At 71.0% G+C, this 22,013-nt stretch carries 19 protein-coding genes; 6 read left to right on the top strand and 13 right to left on the bottom strand.

The genetic code is table 11. From position 1 onward, the window contains the following. The first annotated feature begins 21 nt into the window (after positions 1-21). The gene (locus OG798_RS45270) at positions 22-486 is read left to right on the top strand and encodes a universal stress protein (protein WP_067360854.1); all 465 of its coding nucleotides are present in this window, start codon (positions 22-24) and stop codon (positions 484-486) included. Positions 487-516: 30 nt separating this feature from the next. Here OG798_RS45270 and OG798_RS45265 read toward each other — a convergent pair whose 3' ends face one another. Then, the gene (locus OG798_RS45265; protein WP_328758955.1) at positions 517-1,677 is read right to left on the bottom strand and encodes a CapA family protein; all 1,161 of its coding nucleotides are present in this window, start codon (positions 1,675-1,677) and stop codon (positions 517-519) included. Positions 1,678-1,918: 241 nt separating this feature from the next. Between OG798_RS45265 and OG798_RS45260 the strand changes: the two genes are divergently transcribed. The 3 genes from OG798_RS45260 to OG798_RS45250 all read left to right on the top strand — a co-directional run bounded on the left by OG798_RS45260 (position 1,919) and on the right by OG798_RS45250 (position 4,027). Continuing rightward, a complete protein-coding gene (locus OG798_RS45260) occupies positions 1,919-2,458 on the top strand; it encodes a sigma-70 family RNA polymerase sigma factor (protein WP_328758954.1) in 540 nt (179 codons plus the stop codon). A 152-nt stretch (positions 2,459-2,610) separates the two neighbouring features. After that, the gene (locus OG798_RS45255) at positions 2,611-3,126 is read left to right on the top strand and encodes a hypothetical protein (RefSeq protein WP_095851206.1); all 516 of its coding nucleotides are present in this window, start codon (positions 2,611-2,613) and stop codon (positions 3,124-3,126) included. 244 nt (positions 3,127-3,370) lie between these two features. Then, a complete protein-coding gene (locus OG798_RS45250; RefSeq protein ID WP_097223841.1) occupies positions 3,371-4,027 on the top strand; it encodes an anti-sigma factor family protein in 657 nt (218 codons plus the stop codon). A 28-nt stretch (positions 4,028-4,055) separates the two neighbouring features. Here the strand turns inward: OG798_RS45250 and OG798_RS45245 are convergent, their stop codons facing one another. The 3 genes from OG798_RS45245 to OG798_RS45235 form a co-directional block, all read right to left on the bottom strand. Continuing rightward, entirely contained in the window at positions 4,056-4,916 is an 861-nt protein-coding gene (locus OG798_RS45245) for an Fpg/Nei family DNA glycosylase (protein WP_328758953.1), read from the bottom strand. A gap of 86 nt (positions 4,917-5,002) precedes the next feature. Beyond that, entirely contained in the window at positions 5,003-7,078 is a 2,076-nt protein-coding gene (locus tag OG798_RS45240; protein WP_121414133.1) for a SpoIIE family protein phosphatase, read from the bottom strand. A gap of 101 nt (positions 7,079-7,179) precedes the next feature. Then, positions 7,180-8,436, bottom strand: a complete 1,257-nt coding sequence (locus tag OG798_RS45235) for a DUF6777 domain-containing protein (protein WP_328758951.1) — start codon at positions 8,434-8,436, stop codon at positions 7,180-7,182. Between the two features lie 176 nt (positions 8,437-8,612). Here OG798_RS45235 and OG798_RS45230 point away from each other — a divergent pair, with 176 nt between their 5' ends. Beyond that, positions 8,613-10,034 carry a lipase maturation factor family protein gene (locus tag OG798_RS45230; RefSeq protein ID WP_120986408.1) on the top strand — a complete coding sequence of 474 codons (1,422 nt, stop codon included), beginning with the start codon at positions 8,613-8,615 and terminating at the stop codon, positions 10,032-10,034. Positions 10,035-10,062: 28 nt separating this feature from the next. Here the strand turns inward: OG798_RS45230 and OG798_RS45225 are convergent, their stop codons facing one another. The 8 genes from OG798_RS45225 to OG798_RS45190 form a co-directional block, all read right to left on the bottom strand. Beyond that, positions 10,063-10,902 carry an amidohydrolase family protein gene (locus OG798_RS45225; protein WP_328758949.1) on the bottom strand — a complete coding sequence of 280 codons (840 nt, stop codon included), beginning with the start codon at positions 10,900-10,902 and terminating at the stop codon, positions 10,063-10,065. After that, positions 10,899-11,213, bottom strand: a complete 315-nt coding sequence (locus OG798_RS45220) for an L-rhamnose mutarotase (RefSeq protein ID WP_095851211.1) — start codon at positions 11,211-11,213, stop codon at positions 10,899-10,901. The genes OG798_RS45225 and OG798_RS45220 overlap by 4 nt, the downstream gene beginning before the upstream one ends. Beyond that, entirely contained in the window at positions 11,210-12,223 is a 1,014-nt protein-coding gene (locus OG798_RS45215) for an aldo/keto reductase (RefSeq protein ID WP_267064025.1), read from the bottom strand. Before OG798_RS45215 ends, OG798_RS45220 begins: the two co-directional genes overlap by 4 nt. After that, positions 12,220-12,978, bottom strand: a complete 759-nt coding sequence (locus OG798_RS45210) for an SDR family NAD(P)-dependent oxidoreductase (protein ID WP_121414136.1) — start codon at positions 12,976-12,978, stop codon at positions 12,220-12,222. Before OG798_RS45210 ends, OG798_RS45215 begins: the two co-directional genes overlap by 4 nt. Further along, the gene (locus OG798_RS45205) at positions 12,975-14,345 is read right to left on the bottom strand and encodes an L-fuconate dehydratase (RefSeq protein WP_121414137.1); all 1,371 of its coding nucleotides are present in this window, start codon (positions 14,343-14,345) and stop codon (positions 12,975-12,977) included. The genes OG798_RS45210 and OG798_RS45205 overlap by 4 nt, the downstream gene beginning before the upstream one ends. Positions 14,346-14,430: 85 nt before the next feature. Continuing rightward, positions 14,431-15,465 (bottom strand): ABC transporter permease, encoded by a 1,035-nt coding sequence (locus tag OG798_RS45200; protein WP_060899761.1) that lies wholly within the window; start codon positions 15,463-15,465, stop codon positions 14,431-14,433. Further along, positions 15,458-16,951 (bottom strand): sugar ABC transporter ATP-binding protein, encoded by a 1,494-nt coding sequence (locus OG798_RS45195; RefSeq protein WP_095851215.1) that lies wholly within the window; start codon positions 16,949-16,951, stop codon positions 15,458-15,460. The genes OG798_RS45200 and OG798_RS45195 overlap by 8 nt, the downstream gene beginning before the upstream one ends. Beyond that, entirely contained in the window at positions 16,948-18,015 is a 1,068-nt protein-coding gene (locus OG798_RS45190; RefSeq protein WP_121414139.1) for a sugar ABC transporter substrate-binding protein, read from the bottom strand. Before OG798_RS45190 ends, OG798_RS45195 begins: the two co-directional genes overlap by 4 nt. Positions 18,016-18,214: 199 nt before the next feature. On the opposite strand from OG798_RS45190, the gene OG798_RS45185 reads away from it, so the two are divergent. After that, positions 18,215-18,916 (top strand): FadR/GntR family transcriptional regulator, encoded by a 702-nt coding sequence (locus tag OG798_RS45185; RefSeq protein ID WP_328758947.1) that lies wholly within the window; start codon positions 18,215-18,217, stop codon positions 18,914-18,916. Positions 18,917-18,956: 40 nt separating this feature from the next. Here OG798_RS45185 and OG798_RS45180 read toward each other — a convergent pair whose 3' ends face one another. Further along, positions 18,957-21,974 (bottom strand): alpha-mannosidase, encoded by a 3,018-nt coding sequence (locus OG798_RS45180; RefSeq protein ID WP_328758946.1) that lies wholly within the window; start codon positions 21,972-21,974, stop codon positions 18,957-18,959. Positions 21,975-22,013 lie beyond the last annotated feature (39 nt).

Here is a 22,013-nt window from a genome sequence, read left to right as displayed (position 1 = left end):
GCTTCCGATAGCCTCGGTGGTGTGGCGGAACAACAACCCTCGCACCGGTTCGAGCGTGGCACGGACGGTCCCAAGGTCATCGTCGTCGGCGTGGACGGCTCCGACTCGTCGCTGCGCGCGGCGTCCTACGCCGGCGGGCTGGCCAGGCGGCAGCACTCGCTGCTCGCCGTCGTGTACGTGCAGCCCGTCATGGCCGCCGGAGCGGCACTCGGGGCGCCGGTCGCCGAGACGACCGACCAGATCGCCGAGGACCTCGTCGCGCAGATCCGGGACGCCGCCGAGCGGGTCAAGGACATATTCGCGGTGCGCTGGGAGTTCCACACCTTCCGCGGCGATCCCTACAACGGTCTGGTGACGGCGGCCGACGAGCTCAAGGCGGACGCCGTGGTGGTCGGTGCCTCCGAGCAGGCGGGGCACCGGATCATCGGGTCAGTGGCGATCCGGCTGGTGAAGGCGGGCCGCTGGCCGGTCACGGTCGTCCCATAGACCCCACGGAGTCCATGGACTCCGTGGGTCCTACTGCGCCATCATCAGGCCGTCGTGGGCCGCGCCGCGGCTGAGTACCACGTCACGGATGCGGTCGCGTACACCGGCCAGGTCGGCGCCCTGGGCCAGTGCCGCGTTGATGTCGACGACCCGCCCGGCGTCGATGTCGAACAGCTGCGGTACGAACTCCGCCTTCGTGACCTCCCAGCGGTCTCCCTTGTGCGCGGGCGGGGCGAAGGTGAAGCGGGCGAGGGTGCTCTCGTTGCCCCGGGAGTCCTGGAGACCTTGGCGGTTGAACATCTCGCCCGTGATCTGGTCACCCATCCCGTAGACGACCCACGTGCCGTTGACCTTCTCGTAGGCCTGCGGGACACGCGCGTGCGTGCCGAGGATCAGGTCGATGTCGGGCCGCCCGTCCGTGCGCGAGGCGGTGAGCTCCCGACTCAGCGTCGTCTGCTGGGTGTCGGGCTGTTCCTGCCATTCGGTGCCCCAGTGCAGGGACACGACGACCACGTCGGCGCCCGCCTTCCTGGCGGCCCGGGCGTCCGCGAGGATCCGGTGGCGGTCGATGAGGTTGACGCTCCAGGGCTGTCCCTGGGGCATCGGGAAGCCGTCCGTGCCGTAGGTGTAGGCGAGGTGGGCGACCATCGCGTTGCCCGCGCGCAGGAGGGTGGGCACATACGCCTCCTGCTCCGTGCGCGCCGATCCCGCGTGCCGTACGCCGGCGAGGTCGAGGGCGTCCAGAGTGCGCCGTACGCCCGCGGCGCCGTCGTCCAGGGAGTGGTTGGAGGCGGTGGAGCAGGCGTCGTACCCGGTCGCCGCGAGCCCGTCGGCCACCTGCGGTGGCATCTTGAAGGCCGGGTTGCCGGTGTGGTCGCCGTCGGCCCCGTACACGGTCTCCATGTGACAGATCGCCAGGTCGGCACGGGAGACGAAGGGTTTCACGCCTTCGAACATCGGCAGGAAGTTGTACCTGGTGCCGCCCGCGTCGGCGTTCGCCCGCTCGATGACCGAGGTGTGCGCCAGCACGCCGCCGGAGGCGACGAGGGTGAATGCGTGGGGGGTGAGGGGCGCGCCCGGCTGCCCACTGCTACTGCTCCGGGCCGACGGCTGCTGGTCGGCCCGGCAGCCGGCGCCCACGACAAGTACGGCCGCGAGAGCGATGGCGGCCAGTCGACTACGTGTGATCATGCCCAGCCTCGATGTAGTCATATTTAAGTAGGAAGTGGGACAAATTCATCCAATCGAAAGGATGGAGTCAAGAAGCAACGCGCGTCCGTAGCCCGTCCGGCCCTCGGGGAACCGCCCGTCGGGGCGCCACCGGGCCCCGCTGAACCGTTCACCGCGCCGTTCACCGACGGCATCGACCGCCCACCGCAGACCCGTGCCCCGGGCCTGTCCCAGCGGAGCGGCACCCGCTGGCATACACGCCATGACGGCCGGAACCACCACCAAGACGACCGCCGAACACGAGTTGGCCGCGCTGCAGCGCGAGCACGGCCGGCCCCTCTTCGCCCTGCTCCTGCGGCTCTCCGACGGCGACCGCCAACGCGCCGAGGATCTGCTGCAGGAGACGCTCGTCCGCGCCTGGCAGCACCCCGAGGCGCTGCGCGCCGACGACTTCGACTCCGTACGCCCCTGGCTGCTCACCGTGGGGCGGCGGCTCGCGATCGATGCGCGGCGGGCCCGCCAGGCGCGTCCGCCGGAGGTCGGGGACGCGGTGCTGGAAAGTGCGCGGGTCTGCGCGGATCACGCCGAAAGGTCGGCGGCGACGCTCGATGTGCGGGAGGCTGTGAAGACACTCACTCCCGAGCACCGTGAAGTCCTGGTGCTGGTGTACTTCCAGGGGGCGAGTGTGCCGGAGGCCGCCGCGGCGCTCGGGATTCCGCCCGGTACCGTGAAGTCTCGTGCGTACTACGCGCTGCGCGCCCTGCGCCGGGTTCTTCCGGGATACGCGGCCGACCTGCGGTGAAACCGAAGGCCGAGTCAAACCTCCGTAAAGCGCCTTGCTGAGGACCATGGTTGAGCAATCAGCTGTCCTCATCCGTGTTCCGGATTGGGGGGAAACCCCCAAGGGCTCGGGATCGGGCGACGCGCACGCAAACCGGAGGAAGGCAGGAAGGGATGCTGCACAGAGGCCAAGAGAGCACGGACGGCACCGGCGGTGGGGAACTCACCGTCCCCATGGCGTGGTTGTACGCCGAGTACATCGCCGACGAGCTGCTGCGGACCGGCGACCTGATGCCGCCCACGTCCTTCGAGTTCCGCGCCGGGCGTGACGCCCTGGCGCTGACCATCTTCCTCTCCGACACCGACGGCGAGCTCTCGGGCATCCGGGTCGTCTCGCAGTTGGAGACCTGGCTCTCGCTGACGGCGTACGACCAGCCGTGGCAGGACTGGGTGCGCGAGCACATGGCGCGGCGCTCGGCCGAGGCGGTCGAGTCCGGCGGCCCCGCCCCGGACCTGGAACTGGCGACGGCGGCCTGGCGCTGGCTGGAGGAGACCGAACTGCTCGCCCCGGACCTGGACGCCGTGCCCGGCGGCGGGCCGATCCCGGGCGAGGACGACGGTCCGAAGGTGTGGACACCGGCCTGGCGACTGGGTCTGCCCCTGGGACATCTGGCGATCCATCTCTTCTGATCGCCACGACACCGGGCGGACCGCCGGTAACCCCTGTTCAGGGCTCCGCACTCCGCCAAACAAGTTTTCCGCACAACTTTTTTCGGGCTCGCACCAATCCGCGAGCCCACCCGCTCCGAATGTCTTGGCCGCGATTCCGAACGAGTCTTGAGTGATTCGACGGTCTGGTGCGTACCCGTGGGCAACAGCAACAGCAACACCACTCCCACCCCCGCACCATCGCCACGAGGATTCGGTATTCGGTATGAGGTCCCTGGAACGGCATCGCGACGTCGGCGCTTACGCGCTCGGCGTGCTGGACGAGGCGGAGGCGTTCCGCTTCGAGGATCACCTCATGGAGTGCCCCCAGTGCGCGGCGCACGTGAGTGAGTTCAGGCCCGCCACGCGGCAGCTGATGCTGTACCGGCATGCCACCCCGCGCTCCGTGCACCCCTTCGCCGCCCCCGGGCCGCGCCTGATGGACAAACTCCTCAGTGAGGTGGCGACCCGGCACCGGGCCGGGCGCAGGCGCTGGTTGTACGCGGTGGCCGCCGCCGTGGTGCTCGCGGTGGGCGGTCCATCGATCGCGATGGTCACGTCGCACGGTTCCGGGTCACAGACGGCCGCGGTCGCCTCGACGGACGCGCAGACCGGCGTATGGGCCAAGGTCACCACCGCGGACCGCATCTGGGGCAGCCAGGTCGAGGTCGAGGTCAAGGACGCCGGGGGCCCGCGCCCCTGTCAGCTCGTCGCCATCGGCAAGGACGGTTCGCAGCAGACGGTGACGAGTTGGATGGTGCCCGCGCACGACGGCGAGGCGACCACCCTGCAGGGCGGCGCCGCGCTCAAGTCCGACGAGATCAGCCGGTTCGAGGTGCGCACGGCGGACGGCAAGCACCTGGTGACCGTCACGCCCCACTGATCCCGGGCTGTTCCCCGCTGCTCCCGGACTATTTGAGCAGCCGGGACAACCGGCGGTCCGCGAGTGGCTTGCCTCCCGTCTGGCAGGTCGGGCAGTACTGCAGCGAGGAGTCGCTGAAGGAGACCTCGCGGATGGTGTCGCCGCACACCGGGCACGGCTCGCCCGTTCTGCCGTGCACCCGCAGCCCACTCTTCTTCTCCGCCTTGAGGCGCCCCGCGGCCAGCCCGTGGGAGCGCTCCACCGCCTCGGTGAGCGTGGAGCGCAGCGCCTCGTAGAGGCGGGTCGTCTCCTCGGGGGTCAGTGAGGCGGCCAGCTTGAAGGGGGACATCCTGGCGGCGTGCAGGATCTCGTCGCTGTACGCGTTTCCCACACCGGCGATCAGGCTCTGGTCCCGGAGTGCGCCCTTGAGTTGGCGGCGCTCACCCGTGAGCAGCCGGGCGAACCGTGCCTCGTCGAAGTCGGCGGCGAGCGGGTCGGGGCCGAGGCGGGCCACGCCGGGGATCTCCGCCGGGTCCCGGACGACGTACACCGCGAGTCTCTTCTGGGTGCCGGCCTCGGTGAGGTCGAAGCCCTCGCCGGTCTCCAGGGCGACACGCAGCGCGAGCGGGCCCTTGCCGGGGCGGGGCGGGCCGTCGGGCAGCGTGTCCCTCCAGTGCAGCCAGCCCGCGCGGGCCAGGTGGGTCACGAAGTGCAGTCCGTCGGCCTCGATGTCGAGGAACTTGCCGTGCCGGCGCACGGCGGTCACCTCGCGGCCCTCGAAGGCGGTGACGGGCGGGTCGTAGGTCTTCAGGACGCTGATGGCGACGGGCAGCACGCGCACGACCTCGCGGCCGACGAGATGGTCGGCCAGGAAGTCCTTGAGCGCTTCGACCTCTGGCAGTTCCGGCATGGCTCCAGAGTGCCACCCCCCACCGACAACACCAGCCGAACCGCCCACCTCCTGGGGCAACGGCGGCCGGTCCCCCGCGCCCCCGGTCAGCTCCGTTCCGGGACCAGGAACTCGCACCACACGCACTTGCCGCCGCCGCGCGCCTCCACGCCCCAGACGTCGGCGAGGCGGTCGACCAGGAGGAGTCCGCGGCCGGAGACGCCGGACTCGCCCGCCTCGCGGCGGCGCGGCAGGGCGCTGGAGGAGTCCTCGACCTCCGCACGCAGCCGTCGGCCCGGACCGCTGAGGACCCGCAGGGTGACGATCGCGGCGCCTTCGGTGTGCATGAGGACGTTGGTGATCAGCTCGTCGGCGACCAGTTCGACCTCGTCGGCGCGCTCGCCCCCGCCCCAGGCGCGGACCGCGGCCCGGATCATGTGCCGGGCCTCGGTGAGCGCCTCGGGGTCGCCGGGCGCCACATGCTGCTGGAGCCGCCCGCCGGACTGCTGGGGCCCGGGGCCGCGGCGGCGCAGCGCCAGCAGGGCCACGTCGTCGTCGCCGCCGCGTTCCTCGGCCACGTCGATGAGCCGGTCGGCGAGGTCGCGTACGTCGTCGGGGCCCGAGCGGATCAGCTCCATGAGGGTGTGCATGCCCTCGTCGAGGTCGACGCCGGGCTGCTCGACCAGGCCGTCGGTGCACAGCACCAGGGTCTGCCCGGGGTCCAGTTCGACCGTGTCGACGGGGTATTCGAGGCGCCCGAACAAGGCGGACAGGCCGAGCGGCAGGCCCCCTTGGACGGACTGCCGGCGGCAGGTGCCGTCGTTCTGCCGGATCACCGGGTCGATGTGGCCGGCCCGCACCAGCTGGACGACCCCGGTGGACAGGTCGGCCTCCGCGTACAGGCAGGTCGCGAAGCGGTCGGTGTCGAGTTCGTGCAGGAAGACCGAGGCGCGGGCCATCACGGTGGCGGGGGTGTGCCCCTCGGCGGCGTAGGCCCGCAGCACGATCCGCAACTGGCCCATGACGGCGGCGGCGTGGGTGTCGTGGCCCTGGACGTCCCCGATGACGGCGCCGACGCGACCACCGGGCAGCGGGATCACGTCGTACCAGTCGCCGCCGATGTCGCGGCCGAGGGAGGCGGAACGGTAGCGGACGGCGATGTCGGCGCCGGGCACGTTCGGTATGGAGCGCGGCAGCATGGCCTGCTGGAGGCCCTGCGCGAGGTCCTTCTCCTGCTCGTAGAACATGGCCCGCTGGAGGCTCTGGGCGATGCTGCTGCCGAGCGCGACGAGGACGTTGCGCTCCTCCGACGAGAAGCCGCGCCGGTCGTTGTAGAGCAGTCCCATGGCGCCGATGGGGCGGGCCTGAACGATGAGCGGCAGATAGGCGGCCGAGGTGATCATGAGGTCGGTGATGTGCGGCCACAGCAGCGGATACGAGTCGGCGAAGTCCTCGGGCGACTCGATGAAGCGCGGTGCGAGGGTGCGTACGACCTCGCTCATCGGGTACTGCTCGTCGATGCGGGTGATCATGGTGCCGGGGACGAAGCTGCCTTCGGGACCCTCGGCGACCAGCCGTATGCGTCCGGCCTCGACCAGGCCCATGACCAGGCTCGTCGCGCCGAGGTGGGTGAGGCCGTGGGAGTCCTTGAGGACGTCGATGACGTCCTGGACGGTGCGGGCGTGGGCGAGGGCGGCCGTGGTGATCTGCACGACGTTCGTCTGCTGGCGCCGCGCCTCGTCCTGGGCCGCCTGTTCGCGGCGCGCAGCCCTCTCGCCGAGCTCCTGCGTGGCGTCGCGGACGATGCCGATGATCCGGCGCGGCCGGCCCGTTCCGTCGCGGCGGATGTAGCCCTGGGTGTGGGTCCAGCGCAGTGAGCCGTCGCGGCAGCGGATGCGGAAGTAGGCGCCGTAGTTGTCGCTGCCGTCCTTGAGGGCGTGCGAGACCAGCGTGTCGAGACGTATGCCCTCGGTCGCGGGCACCCGCAGGGACAGGGTCTCGGGGCGGCCGTCGTACTCCTCGGGACGCACGTCGAAGACTTCGTGGGCCTGGGCGTCCATCTGCATCAGACCGGAGTCCAGGTCCCATTCGAAACTGCCCATGCGGTTGAGCGCCAGGATCGGATCCGGGTGGGCGGGCCAGTCGTCCGGGAGTGACAGGGCGCTCGCTCCCCGATCAACCATGCGCCCACCTTGCCAGCATTCGGCCGATTATTCGACTTCTGGGAAGTCCGGAATTCGACCTCGGGGGAGTCCGGATTCGGCCTCCCCCGACCGCTCGGCGCTCAGCCGTCGAAGACGTCCGTAGGGGCGTCGAAGACGGTGCCCGCGTCGGGCGACTCGTCGGGGATCAGACCACCGCCGTCGGGCAGGTCGGGGATCTCCGGAACGGTGTCGGGGCCGATCTCGTCCTCCGAGGGGTCCAGCGGGGCGAGGGGATCCTGCGGGGCGTTCCGGTCGCTCTCCGTGGAGTTGGGGTCGGGGGTCGGCGGGACCGTCGGCGGGGCGGTCGTGGTGGGCGGGAGACAGCCCGACACCGCGGCCACCGGAGCCTCCGTCGGCGCGCCGCCATCCGGTATGCCCGAGGTTCCCTCCGGGGTGACGGTCAGGGTGGGCGTCACACAGTCGGACGGCGGCTCGTCCGCGAAGGGGTCCGTCCGCGGGCTCTGCTCCGGGACCGTGCTCGGGCTTGTACTGGGACTCGCACTGGGATTTGTGCCGGGGCTCGTCGTGTCGGTGCGACGGCCGGGGCTCGCGGCCGCGACCGTCGGCCGCAGGACGACGTCCCGGTGACCGTCGTCCCCCATCCGCCGTTCGATCCACCTGCTGTCGACGATGTCGATGATCGTGATGTTCCTGATCGCGGTGGACGCCGGGGTCACGACGACAACGTTGCCAGGACGGAAACCGGACCAGGGCTGCCCCTGGGTCCCCGGGGTCGTCCTGGACACGACGGGCGGGTTCAGCGGGTTGCCGCCGGCGCAGCGCACCCGCGGCATGCCCCGGTTGTCGACGAGGACCGCGGTGCCCCGCTGGAGCACCGACTGGAAGCTGGTCGCCCGGCCGTCACGGAAGCCGTGGTCGGTGACCTGTGTGTCGGCGCGCAGCACGACCGAGGTCAGGGCGCGCAGAAAGTCCGGGACGGTCGCCTGCCGTACGCCCGCCGCCTGCGCGAAGGAGCGCGCCTTGGCTGGGTCCGAGGAGAGGAAGCCGATCTGCTTCTCGACGTCACAGCTGCCGACGGCCCGGGTGCCGCCGTAGAGGCCGGGTGTGGAGCCGGGGAAGGAGCGCACGCCCTGCGGGGCGGAGCCACGGTTCGCGGGTGTCGCCGGGTACGGCATTCGGGTGATGAACGGCGAGTCGGCGGCCGTGGACGCGGTGAACGGGTCGCGGCCACCGCCGGCGACCGACTGCAGGAAGACCTCATTGCCGTCGGCCCCGGACTCCGCGCTCTCGCCGCCTCGGCCGCCGCACCCGGCGACGAGGAGCGCCGCCGAGAGCGCGCAGGCCATGACGAAGGCTCGGGTGGGTATGTGCACCACGCTGTTCTCCTGTCGCACCACGTTCTCCCGTTGCACTGCTTCCTCCCGTTGCACCACGACCTGCCGGCCGTTCAGGGCATTTCGTCCACTATTGTCTGCGTCGCCCAGTTGGCACACGCAAGCGGAGACGGTCACCCAGCGTCACAATGGAAGACAAGGGAAGAGGAGTGGCTCGCGTGGAGTGGTTCGTCGCCCCCGACTACTGGCTGAGCCGGCTGGTCTTCCAGCGGGCCCTGGCCGTGGTGTACCTCGTCGCCTTCCTGGGCGCGGCGCTCCAGTTCCGTGCGCTGATCGGGGAGCGGGGGATGCTTCCGGTGCCGCGGTTCCTGGCGCGGGTCGCGTTCCGCGACGCGCCGAGCGTGTTCCACCTGCGCTACTCGGACCGCTTCTTCGCGGCCTGGGCCTGGGCGGGCTGCGCGGTGTCGGTGGCGCTGATCGCCGGCCTGGACCAGCGGCTCCCGCTCTGGGGGGCCATGGTGCTGTGGCTGGTGCCCTGGGCGATGTACCTGTCGATCGTCAATGTGGGCCAGACCTGGTACGCGTTCGGCTGGGAGTCCCTGCTCCTGGAGGTCGGCTTCCTCGCCGTGTTCCTCGGCAACGACGAGGTGGCCCCGCCGGTCGTCGTCCTCTTCCTGCTGCGCTGGGTGCTGTTCCGCGTGGAGTTCGGCGCCGGGCTGATCAAGATGCGCGGGGACTCCTGCTGGCGGGAGCTGACCTGCCTCGACTACCACCACGAGACGCAGCCGATGCCGGGACCGCTGAGCTGGTTCTTCCACCACCTCCCCAAGCCCTTCCACCGGGCCGAGGTGGCGGCGAACCACTTCACCCAGCTCGTCGTGCCCGTCCTCCTCTTCACCCCGCAGCCGATCGCGACGGCGGCAGCGTCGCTGATGGTCCTCACCCAGCTCTGGCTGGTCCTGTCCGGCAACTTCTCCTGGCTGAACTGGACCACCATCGTGCTCGCCCTCTCCGCGATCGAGTTCCCCACCACTGCCCCGCGCGTGGCAGGCCCGCCCCTCTGGTACGAGATCGTGGTCCTCGCGGTCGCGACGGGTCTGGTGGCCCTCAGCTACCGCCCCGCCCGCAACCTGATCTCCCGGCGCCAGGTCATGAACCGCTCCTTCGACCCGCTGCACCTGGTCAACACCTACGGCGCGTTCGGCAGCGTCAGCCGGGTGCGCCACGAGGTGGTCGTCGAGGGCACGGCGGACCCCGTGCCGCGGGAGGACTCGGAGTGGAAGGAGTACGAGTTCAAGGGCAAACCGGGCGATCCCCGCCACTGGCCGCGCCAGTACGCGCCGTACCATCTGCGGCTCGACTGGCTGATGTGGTTCGCGGCGCTCTCCCCCGCGTACGCCGCCTCCTGGTTCACGGGCCTGGTCGAACGGCTCCTGGAGAACGACCGGGACACACTGCGGCTGTTGCGCCGCTGCCCGTTCCCGGCGGACGCTCCGCCCCGGTACGTCCGCGCCCGCCTCTACCGCTACCGCTACACGACGTGGCATGAGCTGCGGGAGACGGGCGCGTGCTGGCACCGGACGTATGTGCGCGAGTTCCTGCCGCCGATGCGGCTGGAGTGGGTGGATCAGAGCCGGTAGATCGGACTCGGCGGATCGGACCGGTCGGTCAGAGCCGGTAGACGCGGGTGGCGGTGCCGCCGAAGACCTCGGCGCGTTCCTCCGCGCCAAGTCCCCCGGTCAACTCCTCGGCCGCATCGACCACTTGGCCGTACGACGCCGCCAGCGTGCACACCGGCCAGTCGGAGCCGAACATCAGCCGGCCGGGTCCGAAGGCGTCCAGGACCGTGTCCGCGTAGGGGCGCAGCCCGTCGACCGTCCACTTCGCGTGGTCCGCCTCGGTGACCATGCCGGAGAGTTTGCACACGGTGTTGGGGAGCTGGGCCAGCGCCCGGACGGCCGTCGCCCACGGATTCAGCGCGCCCGTGGCGATCGGTGGCTTGCCCAAGTGGTCGAGGACGAAGGTGAGTCCGGGGTGGTCGGCGGCGGCTCGGACGCAGGCCGGCAGTTGGTGCGGCAGCACGACCAGGTCGTAGACGAGGCCCGCCTCGGCGACGGCGGCGAGCCCGTCCCGTACGTCCGGACGCAGCAGCCACTCCGGGTCGGTCTCGCCCTGTACCTGGTGGCGGATGCCCTTGAGATGGCGGCCGCCCGGCAGCTCCCGCAGCCGGGCCAGCTCGTCGGCGACGTCCGGCCGGGTCAGGTCGGTCCAGCCGACCACACCCGCGATCAGCTCGCTCCGCGCCGCGAGGGCGAGGAACTCCGGGGTCTCCTCGGGCACGGTGATCGTCTGTACGAGGACCGTGCGGTCGACGCCGGCGGCCCGTGCCTGCGGTGCGAGGTCCGCCACGCCGAAATCACGTCGCAGTGGCTGGAGTTCGGGCCCGGTGATCCAGTCCTGGTCGCGGACCGAGAGGTCCCACACGTGGTGGTGCGCGTCCACCGTCACGGCAGCTCCCACACGACGGGCAGCCCGGCCTGAGCGCCCTCGCCCGAGTAGTCGTGGACGACGTCGAGGAGTTCGGCCATGCGTGCCTGCCAGGCGATGTTGACCGGCAGTTTCTCCAGTTCGGCGAGCAGGTGCCCGTAGTCCTCGCACTCCAGGACGTGGAAGAGGTCGGTGCCGCTGCGCCAGATCGTCCAGGAGGTGGCTCCGGCGGCGCGGATGGCCCTGGTGAGCTCTTCGGGGACCTCCCGGTGGGCGGCCTCGTACGCGGCGACGCGGTCCGCGCGGACCTTGGTGTGCAGGGCGACTCTCATGACGGGTCCTGTGGGGGTACGGGTACGGGGGCGTCCTCGGGCAGCAGCTTCGCCTCGCGCAGTTCCCGCCAGAAGTCCTCCGGCACCGGTGTCGTGAACTGCTCGACGCAGTCGCGGACTTCGTGCACCGAGCGGGCGCCGGCCAGGACGCTCGCGACGACCGGGTGGGCGGCGGGAAAGGCCAGCGCGGCGGCGCGCAGGGTGGTGCCGTGCCGCTCCGCGATCTCCTTCAGTCGCAGGGCGCGGTCCAGCAACTCCGCCGGAGCGGTCGCGTAGTTGTACGTCGCTCCGGGTCTTGGGTCGGCCAGCAGGCCGGAGTTGAAGGCGCCGCCGATGACGACCGATGTGCCGCGTTCCTCGGCGGCGGGGAGCAGCTCGGTCAGCGCGGCGTGGTCGAGCAGGGTGTAGCGGCCCGCGCACAGCACCACGTCCACGTCCGTGTCGCGGACGAAGCGGGTAAGCATCTCTGCCTGGTTCATGCCCGCGCCGATCGCGCCGACCACGCCTTCCGAGCGCAGCCGCTCCAGGGCCGGATAGCCCTCGTGGAAGGCCTGTTCGGCGTGGTCGTCAGGGTCGTGCAGGTAGACGATGTCCACGCGGTCCAGGCCCAGGCGTTCGAGGCTGGCCTCGATGCCGCGTCGTACGCCCTCGGCGCTGAAGTCCCAGACGCGGCGGTGCGTGGCGGGCACCGCGAAGCCGTCGGCCAGGTCGTCGCCGCCCGTGTCCGCGCCCGTGGGTTCCAGGAGGCGGCCCACCTTGGTGGAGATGGCGTAGTCGGAGCGGGGGCGATCGCGCAGGGCCGCGCCGAGACGGCGTTCGGAGAGGCCGATGCCGTAGTGCGGGGCGGTGTCGAAGTAGCGGATGCCCCCGGCCCAGGCGGCGTCCACGGTCTCGTACGCCTGTTCGTCACTGACGGCGGTGAACAGGTTGCCGATGCCCGCGGCGCCGAAGGACAGGGCACTGACCTCGACACCGCTGTTCCCGAGCGTGCCCCTTCCGAGCGTGCTCACTGGCCCACCGGCCGCAGTCGCAGTCCCTGCATGCCGCCGTCCACGGCGAGGGCGGTGCCGGTGGTGGCGCCGGACAGCGGGCTCGCCAGGTAGGCGATGGCGCCGGCGACCTCGTCCGCCGAGACGAGGCGGCCGGAGGGCTGGCGGGCCTCCAGCGCGGCCCGCTCGGCGGCCGGGTCGGCGGCGGCGTCGAGGAGGCGGCCGACCCAGGGGGTGTCGGCGGTGCCGGGGTTCACACAGTTGACGCGGACGCCCTCGCGGAGGTGGTCGGCGGCCATGGCGAGGGTGAGGGAGAGGACGGCGCCCTTGGTGGCGGAGTACAGGGCGCGCTGCGGGAGCCCGGCGGTGGCGGCGATGGAGCAGGTGTTCACGATCGCCGCGTGTGCGGATTCCCGCAGGTGGGGCAGGGCGGCGCGGGCGGTACGGACCATGCCGACGACATTGACGTCCAGGACCCGGTGCCACTCGTCGTCGGCATTGTCCTCGACGGTGCCCTGGGCGCCGATCCCGGCGTTGTTGATCAGCACGTCGAGTCCGCCGAGATCCGCGACGGCCGCGGCCACGGCCTCGCGTACGGAGGCGTCGTCGGTGACGTCGGCGCGGAAACCACGCAGGGGCTTTTCGACCGTCGAGGGGTCCAGGTCGAGGACGGCGACCCGTGCCCCACGGGCGGCGAGCAGCTCGGCGGTGGCGCGGCCGATGCCGGAGGCGCCACCGGTCACCAGTGCCTTGAGTCCTTCGAAGTCGGCGCTCACGCGGCTTCCCCCTTCTGCTTGTCGCTCGGCCGACTGCCGGACTTCTGGTGGGCGAGGTCGGCGGCCCAGAAGGTGCCGCCGGGGTAGGTGAACTCCGCGATGGACTGCGGCCGCATGGTCGCGGAGAAGCCCGGCGCGGTGGGTGCCGTGTAGTGACCCTGCCTGATCACCACCGGGTCGAGGAAGTGGTCGTGCAGATGGTCGACGTATTCGATGACCCGGTCGTCGGTGGTGCCGGAGAGCGCCACGAAGTCGAACATCGACAGGTGCTGGACCAGTTCGCACAGGCCGACCCCGCCCGCGTGCGGGCAGACCGGCACGCCGAACTTGGCCGCGAGAAGCAGGATGGCGAGGTTCTCGTTGACGCCGGCGACACGGGCGGCGTCGATCTGCAGGATGTCGATGGCGCCGGCCTGGAGGAGCTGTTTGAAGACGACACGGTTCTGGACGTGTTCGCCGGTGGCGACCTTGACGGGGGCGACGGCCTCGCGGACGGCGGCGTGGCCGAGGACGTCGTCGGGGCTGGTGGGCTCCTCGATCCAGTAGGGCTCGAACTCGGCGAGGGCCTTGGTCCAGGTGATCGCCTCGTCCACGTTCCAGCGCTGGTTGGCGTCGATGGCGATCCGGATGTCGGGGCCGACCACCGAGCGGGCGACCCGGCAGCGGCGTACGTCGTCCGCGAGATCGGCACCCACCTTCAGCTTGATCTGCCGGAACCCGTCGGCGACGGCCTCGGCGGCGAGGCGGGTGAGCTTCTCGTCGCTGTAGCCGAGCCAGCCGGGCGAGGTGGTGTAGGCGGGGAAGCCCCTCTCCCGGAGGATCGCGGCGCGCTCGGCGGCGCCCTCCCGGCCACGACGGAGCAGTTCGAGCGCCTCCTCGGGGGTGAGGGCGTCCGTGAGGTAGCGGAAGTCGACCTGGCGGACCAGCCACTCCGGTTCGGCGTCGGCGAGCAGCTGCCACAGGGGCTTCCCGGCACGCTTGGCGGCCAGGTCCCACACGGCGTTGACGACGGCGCCGATCGCCATGTGCATCACGCCCTTCTCGGGCCCGAGCCAGCGCAGCTGACTGTCCCCGATCAGGTCCCGGGCGAGAGAGCCCGGGTCCGCGCACAGCTCCTCGACCGAGCGTCCGACCACATGCCCGCGCAGCGCCTCGATCGCGGCGACCTGGACGTCGTTGCCCCGCCCGATGGTGAAGGTGAAGCCGTGCCCCTCGGGACAGTCGGCCGCGTCGCTGCGCAGCACGACGTACGCCGCCGAGTAGTCGGGGTCCGGGTTCATCGCGTCGGAGCCGTCGAGCTCGCGCGAGGTGGGGAAACGGATGTCGTAGGTGTCGACCGCGGTGATACGGGCGGCAGTTGGGGACACGGGAGGCCTTTCGGTCCGGGACAGGGGCGTACGGAGGGTTCCGTGGATCCGTGGGTCCTTGGATCCGTACGAAGACGAAGGGAGGTCAGTCCTGGGCGCGGCCGGTGGTCACGCGGGCGATCATCAGGGCGACCAGGATGATTCCGCCGTAGATGGCCTGGATCCAGAAGGACGGCACCTGGGCGAGCGTGAGCAGGTTCTGCACCACGCCGAGGAGGAGGACGCCGGTCAGGGCGCCGAACATGGTGCCCTTGCCGCCGTCCAGGCTGATGCCGCCGATGACCGCCGCCGCCATCACCGTGAAGATCATGTTGTTGCCCTGGTTGGCGCTGATCGCGCCGACGTATCCGGTCTGCATGATCCCGCCGACCGAGGCGAGGACGCCGGCGACGACGGAGACGCCGAGCAGCATCCGGTCGACGCGGATACCGGCGGCGCGGGCCGCCTCCGTGTTGCCGCCGATGGCGTACAGGGCGCGCCCGACGCGGTGGTATTTGAGGATCAGTCCGGCGACGCCGAAGGCGACCGCGGCCAGCCACACCGACAGCGGGACCCGCAGGAAGGTGGAGGTGGCCAGTTGGAAGAACGCGTCGGGCATGCCGAACAGTGTCTTGCCCTTGGTGGCGCCGACCAACAGGCCACGCAGGACGATCAGCATCGCGAGGGTGACGATGAAGGCGTTGAGCTTGAACTTCACCACGAGGATGCCGTTGAAGGCGCCGATGACTCCGCCCACGACGAGGATCGCGACGAGGGCGAGCGCGGCCGACCACTCCGTGCCCCAGCCGGACTGCGCGGACGGCAGCACCAGCAGGGCGCCGACGGCGGGCGCGATGCCGACCACCGACTCCAGTGACAGATCGATCTTGCCGGTGATCAGCACCAGCGACTCGGCGAGGACCACCATCGCGAGCGCCGCCGAGGCGCCCAGGATGGAGATCAGGTTCCGTTCGGTGAGGAACGAGTCGTTGACGATCGCGCCGAGCACCAGGAGCACCAGCAAGGCGGGCACGAGGGCGAGTTCGCGGGCCCTGCGGAGCAGTACGGTCTTGGCGGCCCGTGCGTCGGGGACGCGCGCGGAGGTGGGCGACGAGGCCGACGGGGCCTTCGTGTCAGCCATGGTCCACTCCTTCGATGGAGGCGATCAGCTCGTGGTCGTGCCAGCCCGCCGGGTGCTCGGCGACGACACGGCCGTGGAAGAGGACGAGGACGCGGTCGCAGCGGCGCAGGTCGTCGAGTTCGTCGGAGACGACGAGTACGGCGGTGCCGTCCTCGCTGGCGTTGTCCATCCGGGACAGCAGTGACTCCTTGGACTTCACGTCGACGCCCGCGGTGGGGTTGATGAGGACGAGGAGGCGGGGGTCGGAGGCGAGGGCGCGGGCCATGACGACCTTCTGCGCGTTGCCGCCGGAGAGGTCGGAGACGGGCTGTTCGGGGCCCTCGGTGTGGATGTCGAGGCGTTCGATCAGCTCGGTGGCGAAGCCCCGCTTGCGGGCGGCGGCGATGAAGCCGTAGCGGCCGAGCCGGTTCAGGACGCTCATGGTGGTGTTGTCGCCGATGGTCATGCCGGAGACGAGACCCTGCTCGTGCCGGTCGCGCGGGACACAGGCGACGCCCGCCTTGAGCGCGGCCTGCACGTCACCGAACGGCAGCCGCTCGCCGTCGAGTCGAGCCGTTCCGCCGGTCGGGGCGTGCAGTCCGGCGAAGGACTCGGCAAGCTCGATCTTGCCGCTGCCGCTGGAGCCGGCGAGGCCGAGGACCTCGCCGCGGCGGACGGTGAGGTCGATGTCCTCGTACGCGTCCGAGGTGAGCCCCCGGGCGTCGAGCAGCACCGGGGCGTCCGCCGCGACGGACTGGTGCGTGACGGTCCGCTCGGCGATCGACTCCCCCGCCATGGCCTCCACCAGGGCCGTGCGGGGGAGTTCGGCGACCGGCGCGGTGGTGATCCAGCGGGCGTCGCGCAGTACGGTGACCGTCTGGCACACCTCGTACACCTCCTGGAGGTGGTGCGAGATGAACAGGAAGGTGACACCGGACTCCTGGAGCGCGCGCATCCGGGTGAAGAGCCGTTCGATCTCCCGGTTGTCGAGCTGCGCGGTCGGCTCGTCGAGGACGATGAACCGGGCGCCGAAGCTGAGCGCCCGGGCGATCTCGACCATTTGGCGGTCCTCGACCTTGAGGTCGGCGGTGCGGGCCTCCGGGTCGACGTGCACGTCCCAGGTGTCCAGGACCTGCGCCGCCTCGGCCCGCAGCCTGCGCCAGCTGATGAAGCCACCGCGCCCGACGGGCTGCCGGTTGATGAAGAGGTTCTCGGCGACCGTCAACTCCGGTACGACGGTGGGCTTCTGGTAGACGCAGGCCACCTTGCGGCGCCAGGCGTCGCGGTCGGTGAGCGCGGGCGCGGGCTCGCCGTCGAAGCGGACCTCGCCCTCGTCGGGGGCCTGGAGGCCGGTGAGGATGGTGACGAGGGTGGACTTGCCCGCGCCGTTGCGCCCGACGAGGGCGTGGGACTCACCGGGGAGAACGGTGAGCCGGCCGTCTTGGAGGGCGACGGTGGGGCCGTACCGCTTGGCCACCCCCCGCGCCTCCACCAGTGGGGTGCTCATTTGACCGTGTTGCCCCAGAGCTTGGGGTCGTCGACGTTGTCCTTGGTCACCAGCGGCGCGGGCAGCTGGTCCTCCAGGATGCCGCTGGGCAGCTTGACGATCTCGGAGTCGTGGTCGGTCGGGCCGGTCTTGAACGTCTTCCCCTGCATCGCGGCCTTGATGTAGTACATGCCGTACTTGGCGTAGGCGTCGGCCGGCTGGGAGACGGTGGCGTCGATCTCGCCCTTGCGGATCGCGTCGAACTCCTGCGGGATGCCGTCGTTCGAGACGATCGCGATGTGGCCCGCCTGGCCGGCCTTCTTCAGCATGCCCTTGGACTTGAGCGTCTGCAGGGTCGGCGCGAGGTAGACGCCGCCCGCCTGCATGTAGATGCCCTTGATGTCGGGGTTGGCGTTCAGCAGGGTGTCGAGCTTGGAGGCCGCGGTGTCGGACTCCCACTTGGCGGGGATCTCCAGGACCTTCAGCTTCGGGTAGTTCTTCTGCACGCAGGTGCGGAAGGCCTCGGAGCGGTCCCGGCCGTTGACCGAGGCCAGGTCGCCCATGATCTGCACGACCTTGCCGGAGGGGATCTGCTTGCCGAGGTACTCGCAGGCCTTCTCGCCGTACGCGACGTTGTTGGCGCGTACGACCATGGCGACCTTGCCCTTCTCGGGCGCCACGTCGACGGCCACCACGGGAACGCCCTTGCGCTCGGCCTGGTCGAGCCCGGCGGCGATCGCGGCGCTGTCCAGGGGGGCCACGACGAGGCCCTTCACGCCCTGGTTGAGCTGGTTGTTGATGTCGGTGATCTGCTGGGACGGGTCGCTGTTGGAGTTGACGGTCTTGAGGGCGTCGACCCCTTCGGACTTCGCCATCTTCGGCACGTAGTCGTTGTAGGACTGCCAGAACGGCGAGGTCAGCAGGGGCAGGATCACCCCGACCTTGCCGGTGCCCCCGCCGCCCGACGACACGGAGTCCTTGGTGCTGCCGCATGCCGCGAGCACGAGGGTCGCGCAGGCGGCCGCAGCCGCCGCACGCACTGCCCGCGACGCAATTCGCGTGTTCCGCACGTTTCTGCCGGCCATCTGACGGCTCCTCGTTGAGCGAGATCGATCGGGGGTGACGGTGCGTGGCCGAGCGTCCCGCTCAACCGGGACGAATATTTATCAGACCACTTCACCTCCGCAACACCCCCGTGCGCCAAAATTTCCGCGTTATCAGCCGTAGTGGTCCGACCACTCCGGTGGTTAGACTGCGGCGCACCCGGCGACAGGAGGAGACGGCGTGGACGAGTCGGCCCCGCAGAAGGGCACCGTGACGCAGCGCGCCATCGAGCGGATCAAGGCGATGATCGGCGAGGGCCGGCTGGAGCCCGGGCAGCGGCTGCCGACCGAGCGTGATCTCGCCGCCCAGCTCGGCATGTCCCGCAGCTCGATGCGCGAGGCGATCCGTGCGCTCACGGTCCTCGGTGTGCTGGAGGCCCGGCACGGCTCGGGCATCTACGTCACCCAGCTGGAGGCCGGGGACCTGCTGGAGACCTTCGGCGTGGTGGCCGACCTCTCGCGCGGGCCGCAGCTGGTCGAGCTGCTGGAGGTGCGGCGGATCCTGGAGTCGACCGCGACCGCGCTGGCCGCCGCTCGGATCACGGCGGACCAGCTGGCCGAGGTCGAGAAACACCTGCTGGCGATGAACGCGACGGACGACCCGGAGGAGATCCTCGCCCACGATCTGGCCTTCCACCGCGAGATCGCGGCCGCCGCGGGCAACGAGACCATGGCCGCCATCCTGGAGGGCCTGTCCTCGCGCACCTTCCGTGCCCGGGTCTGGCGGGGCTACCAGGAGGAGGGCGCCTTCGAGCGCACGCGCCGCGAGCACGCGGCGATCCACCGCGCGCTGGTGGCCCACGACCCGGAGGCGGCCAGGGCTGCCGCCGCCGCGCACGTGGGCGAAGTGGAGCAGTGGCTGCGGACCCAGCTCACGCAGTAGCCGGATCCGCAGCCCGGGAAGGGGTCGGACACGCGACCGCTCAGGCGCGTGTCAGCCGCAGGGTGACCAGCTCGAAGGGGCGCAGCGACAGGGTGACCCGGTCACCGTCGCGCCGCGGCGCGGCGGCGTCCGCGAGGGGCCGCTCCAGCAGGTCGGTCACGGTGACGTCCCCGACCTCGAACCCGGCCGTCAGCGTGGCCCTGGTGCGCCCGCCCCGGGACTCGTGGAAGCGTACGACCACATCCCCGCTGCCGTCGTCGGCGAGCTTGACCGCGGTCACCACGACCGCGTCCTGCGCCACCTCCACCAGGGGCGCGACCTCACGTTCGCCTCTCACCCGGCGCTCCGGCAGGTTGATCCGCCACCCCTCGCGCACCGCGTCCCCGATGCCGGCCCCCGGCACCAGCGCGTGCCGGAAGCGGTGGACGCCCTGGTCGGTCTCGGGGTCGGGGAAGCGCGGGGCACGCAGCAGCGAGACGCGCACGGTGGTGGTCGTACCCGAGTCGCTGTCCCGGACGGTACGGGTCACGTCGTGGCCGTACGTCGAGTCGTTGACGAGCGCGACACCCCAGCCCGGCTCCTCGATGTGCACGAACCGGTGGTTGCACGCCTCGAACTTGGCCGCCTCCCAGGACGTGTTGGTGTGCGTCGGCCGGTAGAAGTGCCCGAACTGCGTCTCGGAGGCGTACCGCTCCGCGTGCATGTCGAGCGGGAAGGCGAGCTTCAGGAACTTCTCCGTCTCGTGCCAGTCGACCTCGGTGTCGATGCCGAGCCGCCGCTCCCCCGGTGCGAGCGACAGCACCTGGGTGACCCGCGACGCGCCGAAGGACCGTACGATCCGCACCGACACGCCGTCCTCACCGGGCGAGACCTCGTCCGCGTCGAGCAGGTCGGTGACGGTGTTGCGGTAGAACTCGTCGACGTCCCAGGCGTCCCACATGTTCGGGAAGTCGGGGTGGATCTGGAGCAGGTTCGCGGCGCGTCCCGGGGCGATCGTCTCGCGGTCGGCGTCGATGTCGTACGCGGAGACGACCAGGCCCCGGGCGTCGATCTCGACCTTCAGCAGGCCGTTGTCGAGGACGTGGCCGCCGCCTACGCGCGGCGCGAGCGTCACCTCGCTCGCCACGGCGGCGGGCTGGGCCCCGCCCGCCGGGACCCCGTCCCTGCGGTGCGGGGCGGAGTTGAACACGAGCTCCGTGCCGCCTTCGCCCGCCAGCGCCCGCTGCGCCGCGTCGATGATGCCGGTCAGCTCCTCGGCGACCCGCTCGTACGTCCTACGGGCCTCCCGGTGCACCCAGGCGATGGACGAGCCGGGCAGGATGTCGTGGAACTGGTGGAGCAGGACCGTCTTCCAGATGCGGTCCAACTCCTCGTACGGGTAAGGGAATCCGGTCCGTACGGCCGCGGTCGCCGCCCAGAGTTCGGCCTCGCGCAGGAGGTGTTCGCTGCGGCGGTTGCCCTGCTTGGTCTTGGCCTGGCTGGTCAGGGTGGCGCGGTGCAGTTCGAGGTACAACTCGCCGACCCAGACGGGGGCGTTCGGGTACTCGGCCTCGGCCTTCTTGAAGAACTCCGTCGGGGTCTCCCACACCACGGTGGCGGAGCCTTCGAGGTCACGGACCCGGGCCGCCTTGGCGACCATCTCGCGGGTGGTGCCGCCGCCTCCGTCACCCCAGCCGGTGGGGGCGAGGGAGTGCCGGGCGACGCCCTTGTCCTTGAAGTTCTTGGCCGCGTGGGCGAGTTCGCTGCCCCGCATGGAGCAGTTGTAGGTGTCGACGGGCGGGAAGTGGGTGAAGATGCGAGTGCCGTCGATGCCCTCCCACTGGAAGGTGTGGTGCGGGAACTTGTTGGTCTGGGACCACGAGATCTTCTGGGTGAGCAGCCACTTGGAGCCCGCCGCCTTGATGATCTGCGGAAGTCCGGCGGCGAAGCCGAAGGTGTCCGGCAGCCAGGCCTCGTCGTTCTCGATGCCGAACTCGTCGAGGAAGAACCGCTTGCCGTGCACGAACTGACGGGCCATCGCCTCCGAACCCGGCATGTTGGTGTCCGACTCGACCCACATACCGCCCGCGGGCACGAACCGCCCCTCCGCGACCGCCTTCTTCACCCGCGTCCACACTTCGGGCCGGTGCTCCTTCACCCAGGCCCACTGCTGGGCCTGGGACATCGCGAAGACGAACTCGGGTTCGTCCTCGATGAGCGCGGTCATGTTGGAGGTGGTCCGCGCCACCTTGCGGACGGTCTCGCGCAGCGGCCACAGCCACGCCGAGTCGATGTGCGCGTGCCCGACGGCGCTGATGCGGTGCGCGGACGGGACGGCGGGCTCGGCGAGCACCCCGGCCAGCCGTTCGCGGGCCGCGGCGGCGGTCGCGCCCACGTCCTGCAGGTCGACCGCGTCGAGCGCCTTCTCCACCGCGCGCAGGATGTCCCAGCGCCGCGCCGACTCCACCGGCAGCTCGGCCATCAGCTCGCCGAGGACCTCCAGGTCGAGCACCAGCTCCCACACGGTCTCGTCGAGCACGGCGAGGTCCATCCGGGTGAGGGTGTACTGCGGCTCGCTGCCCGCGGTCTCCTTGTCGCCCAACTGGGTGGGCAGGAAGGGGTGGTAGTCGAGGATCACCGGGTTGGAGGCGGCCTCGACGTGCAGCCGGACCTCCTCGCCGCCCTCGACCGGGGCGCCGATGCGCACCCACTGGTTGCGTGGGTTGAGGCCCTTCACCGGAGTGCCGTCGGGCCGGTAGACGAGCCCCTCGCACTGGAAGCCGGGCATGTTCTCGTCGAAGCCGAGGTCCAGCAGGGCCTCGACGGTCTTCCCTGCCCACGCCTCGGGGACGGTCCCGGTGACCCGGAACCAGCTGGTGCCCCACGGAGCGCCCCAGCGCGCACCCACCTCGATCGGCTCGGGTGTGGCCGCGAGCCCCTCGGCGACGGGCACCGGCTCACCGGGAGCGTGCCAGACCGCGACGTCCAGCGGCACGGACTCGGGGTACACGGCGGGTCGGATGCGCTCGTCGAGGACGCGCTTGAGGCGGGCTTCGACCAGGGTGCGGTCGTCATGCATGGGGTGCTCCGTGGGGTGAAGATGATGCGGGAAGGTGGT

This window comes from Streptomyces sp. NBC_00271 (assembly GCF_036178845.1).
Lineage (GTDB): Bacteria > Actinomycetota > Actinomycetes > Streptomycetales > Streptomycetaceae > Streptomyces.
Note: the sequence above shows the minus strand (reverse complement) of the source record. Positions and strands in the feature narration are given on the sequence as shown.

What these genes read in the sequence shown, in the direction of transcription:
- OG798_RS45265 (WP_328758955.1), bottom strand. Translation starts at nt 1,677, where the DNA reads ATGATCACACGTAGTCGACTGGCCGCCATCGCTCTCGCGGCCGTACTT.
- OG798_RS45260 (WP_328758954.1), top strand. Translation starts at nt 1,919, where the DNA reads ATGACGGCCGGAACCACCACCAAGACGACCGCCGAACACGAGTTGGCC.
- OG798_RS45255 (WP_095851206.1), top strand. Translation starts at nt 2,611, where the DNA reads ATGCTGCACAGAGGCCAAGAGAGCACGGACGGCACCGGCGGTGGGGAA.
- OG798_RS45250 (WP_097223841.1), top strand. Translation starts at nt 3,371, where the DNA reads ATGAGGTCCCTGGAACGGCATCGCGACGTCGGCGCTTACGCGCTCGGC.
- OG798_RS45245 (WP_328758953.1), bottom strand. Translation starts at nt 4,916, where the DNA reads ATGCCGGAACTGCCAGAGGTCGAAGCGCTCAAGGACTTCCTGGCCGAC.
- OG798_RS45240 (WP_121414133.1), bottom strand. Translation starts at nt 7,078, where the DNA reads ATGGTTGATCGGGGAGCGAGCGCCCTGTCACTCCCGGACGACTGGCCC.
- OG798_RS45220 (WP_095851211.1), bottom strand. Translation starts at nt 11,213, where the DNA reads ATGAGAGTCGCCCTGCACACCAAGGTCCGCGCGGACCGCGTCGCCGCG.
- OG798_RS45200 (WP_060899761.1), bottom strand. Translation starts at nt 15,465, where the DNA reads ATGGCTGACACGAAGGCCCCGTCGGCCTCGTCGCCCACCTCCGCGCGC.
- OG798_RS45195 (WP_095851215.1), bottom strand. Translation starts at nt 16,951, where the DNA reads ATGAGCACCCCACTGGTGGAGGCGCGGGGGGTGGCCAAGCGGTACGGC.
- OG798_RS45190 (WP_121414139.1), bottom strand. Translation starts at nt 18,015, where the DNA reads ATGGCCGGCAGAAACGTGCGGAACACGCGAATTGCGTCGCGGGCAGTG.
- OG798_RS45180 (WP_328758946.1), bottom strand. Translation starts at nt 21,974, where the DNA reads ATGCATGACGACCGCACCCTGGTCGAAGCCCGCCTCAAGCGCGTCCTC.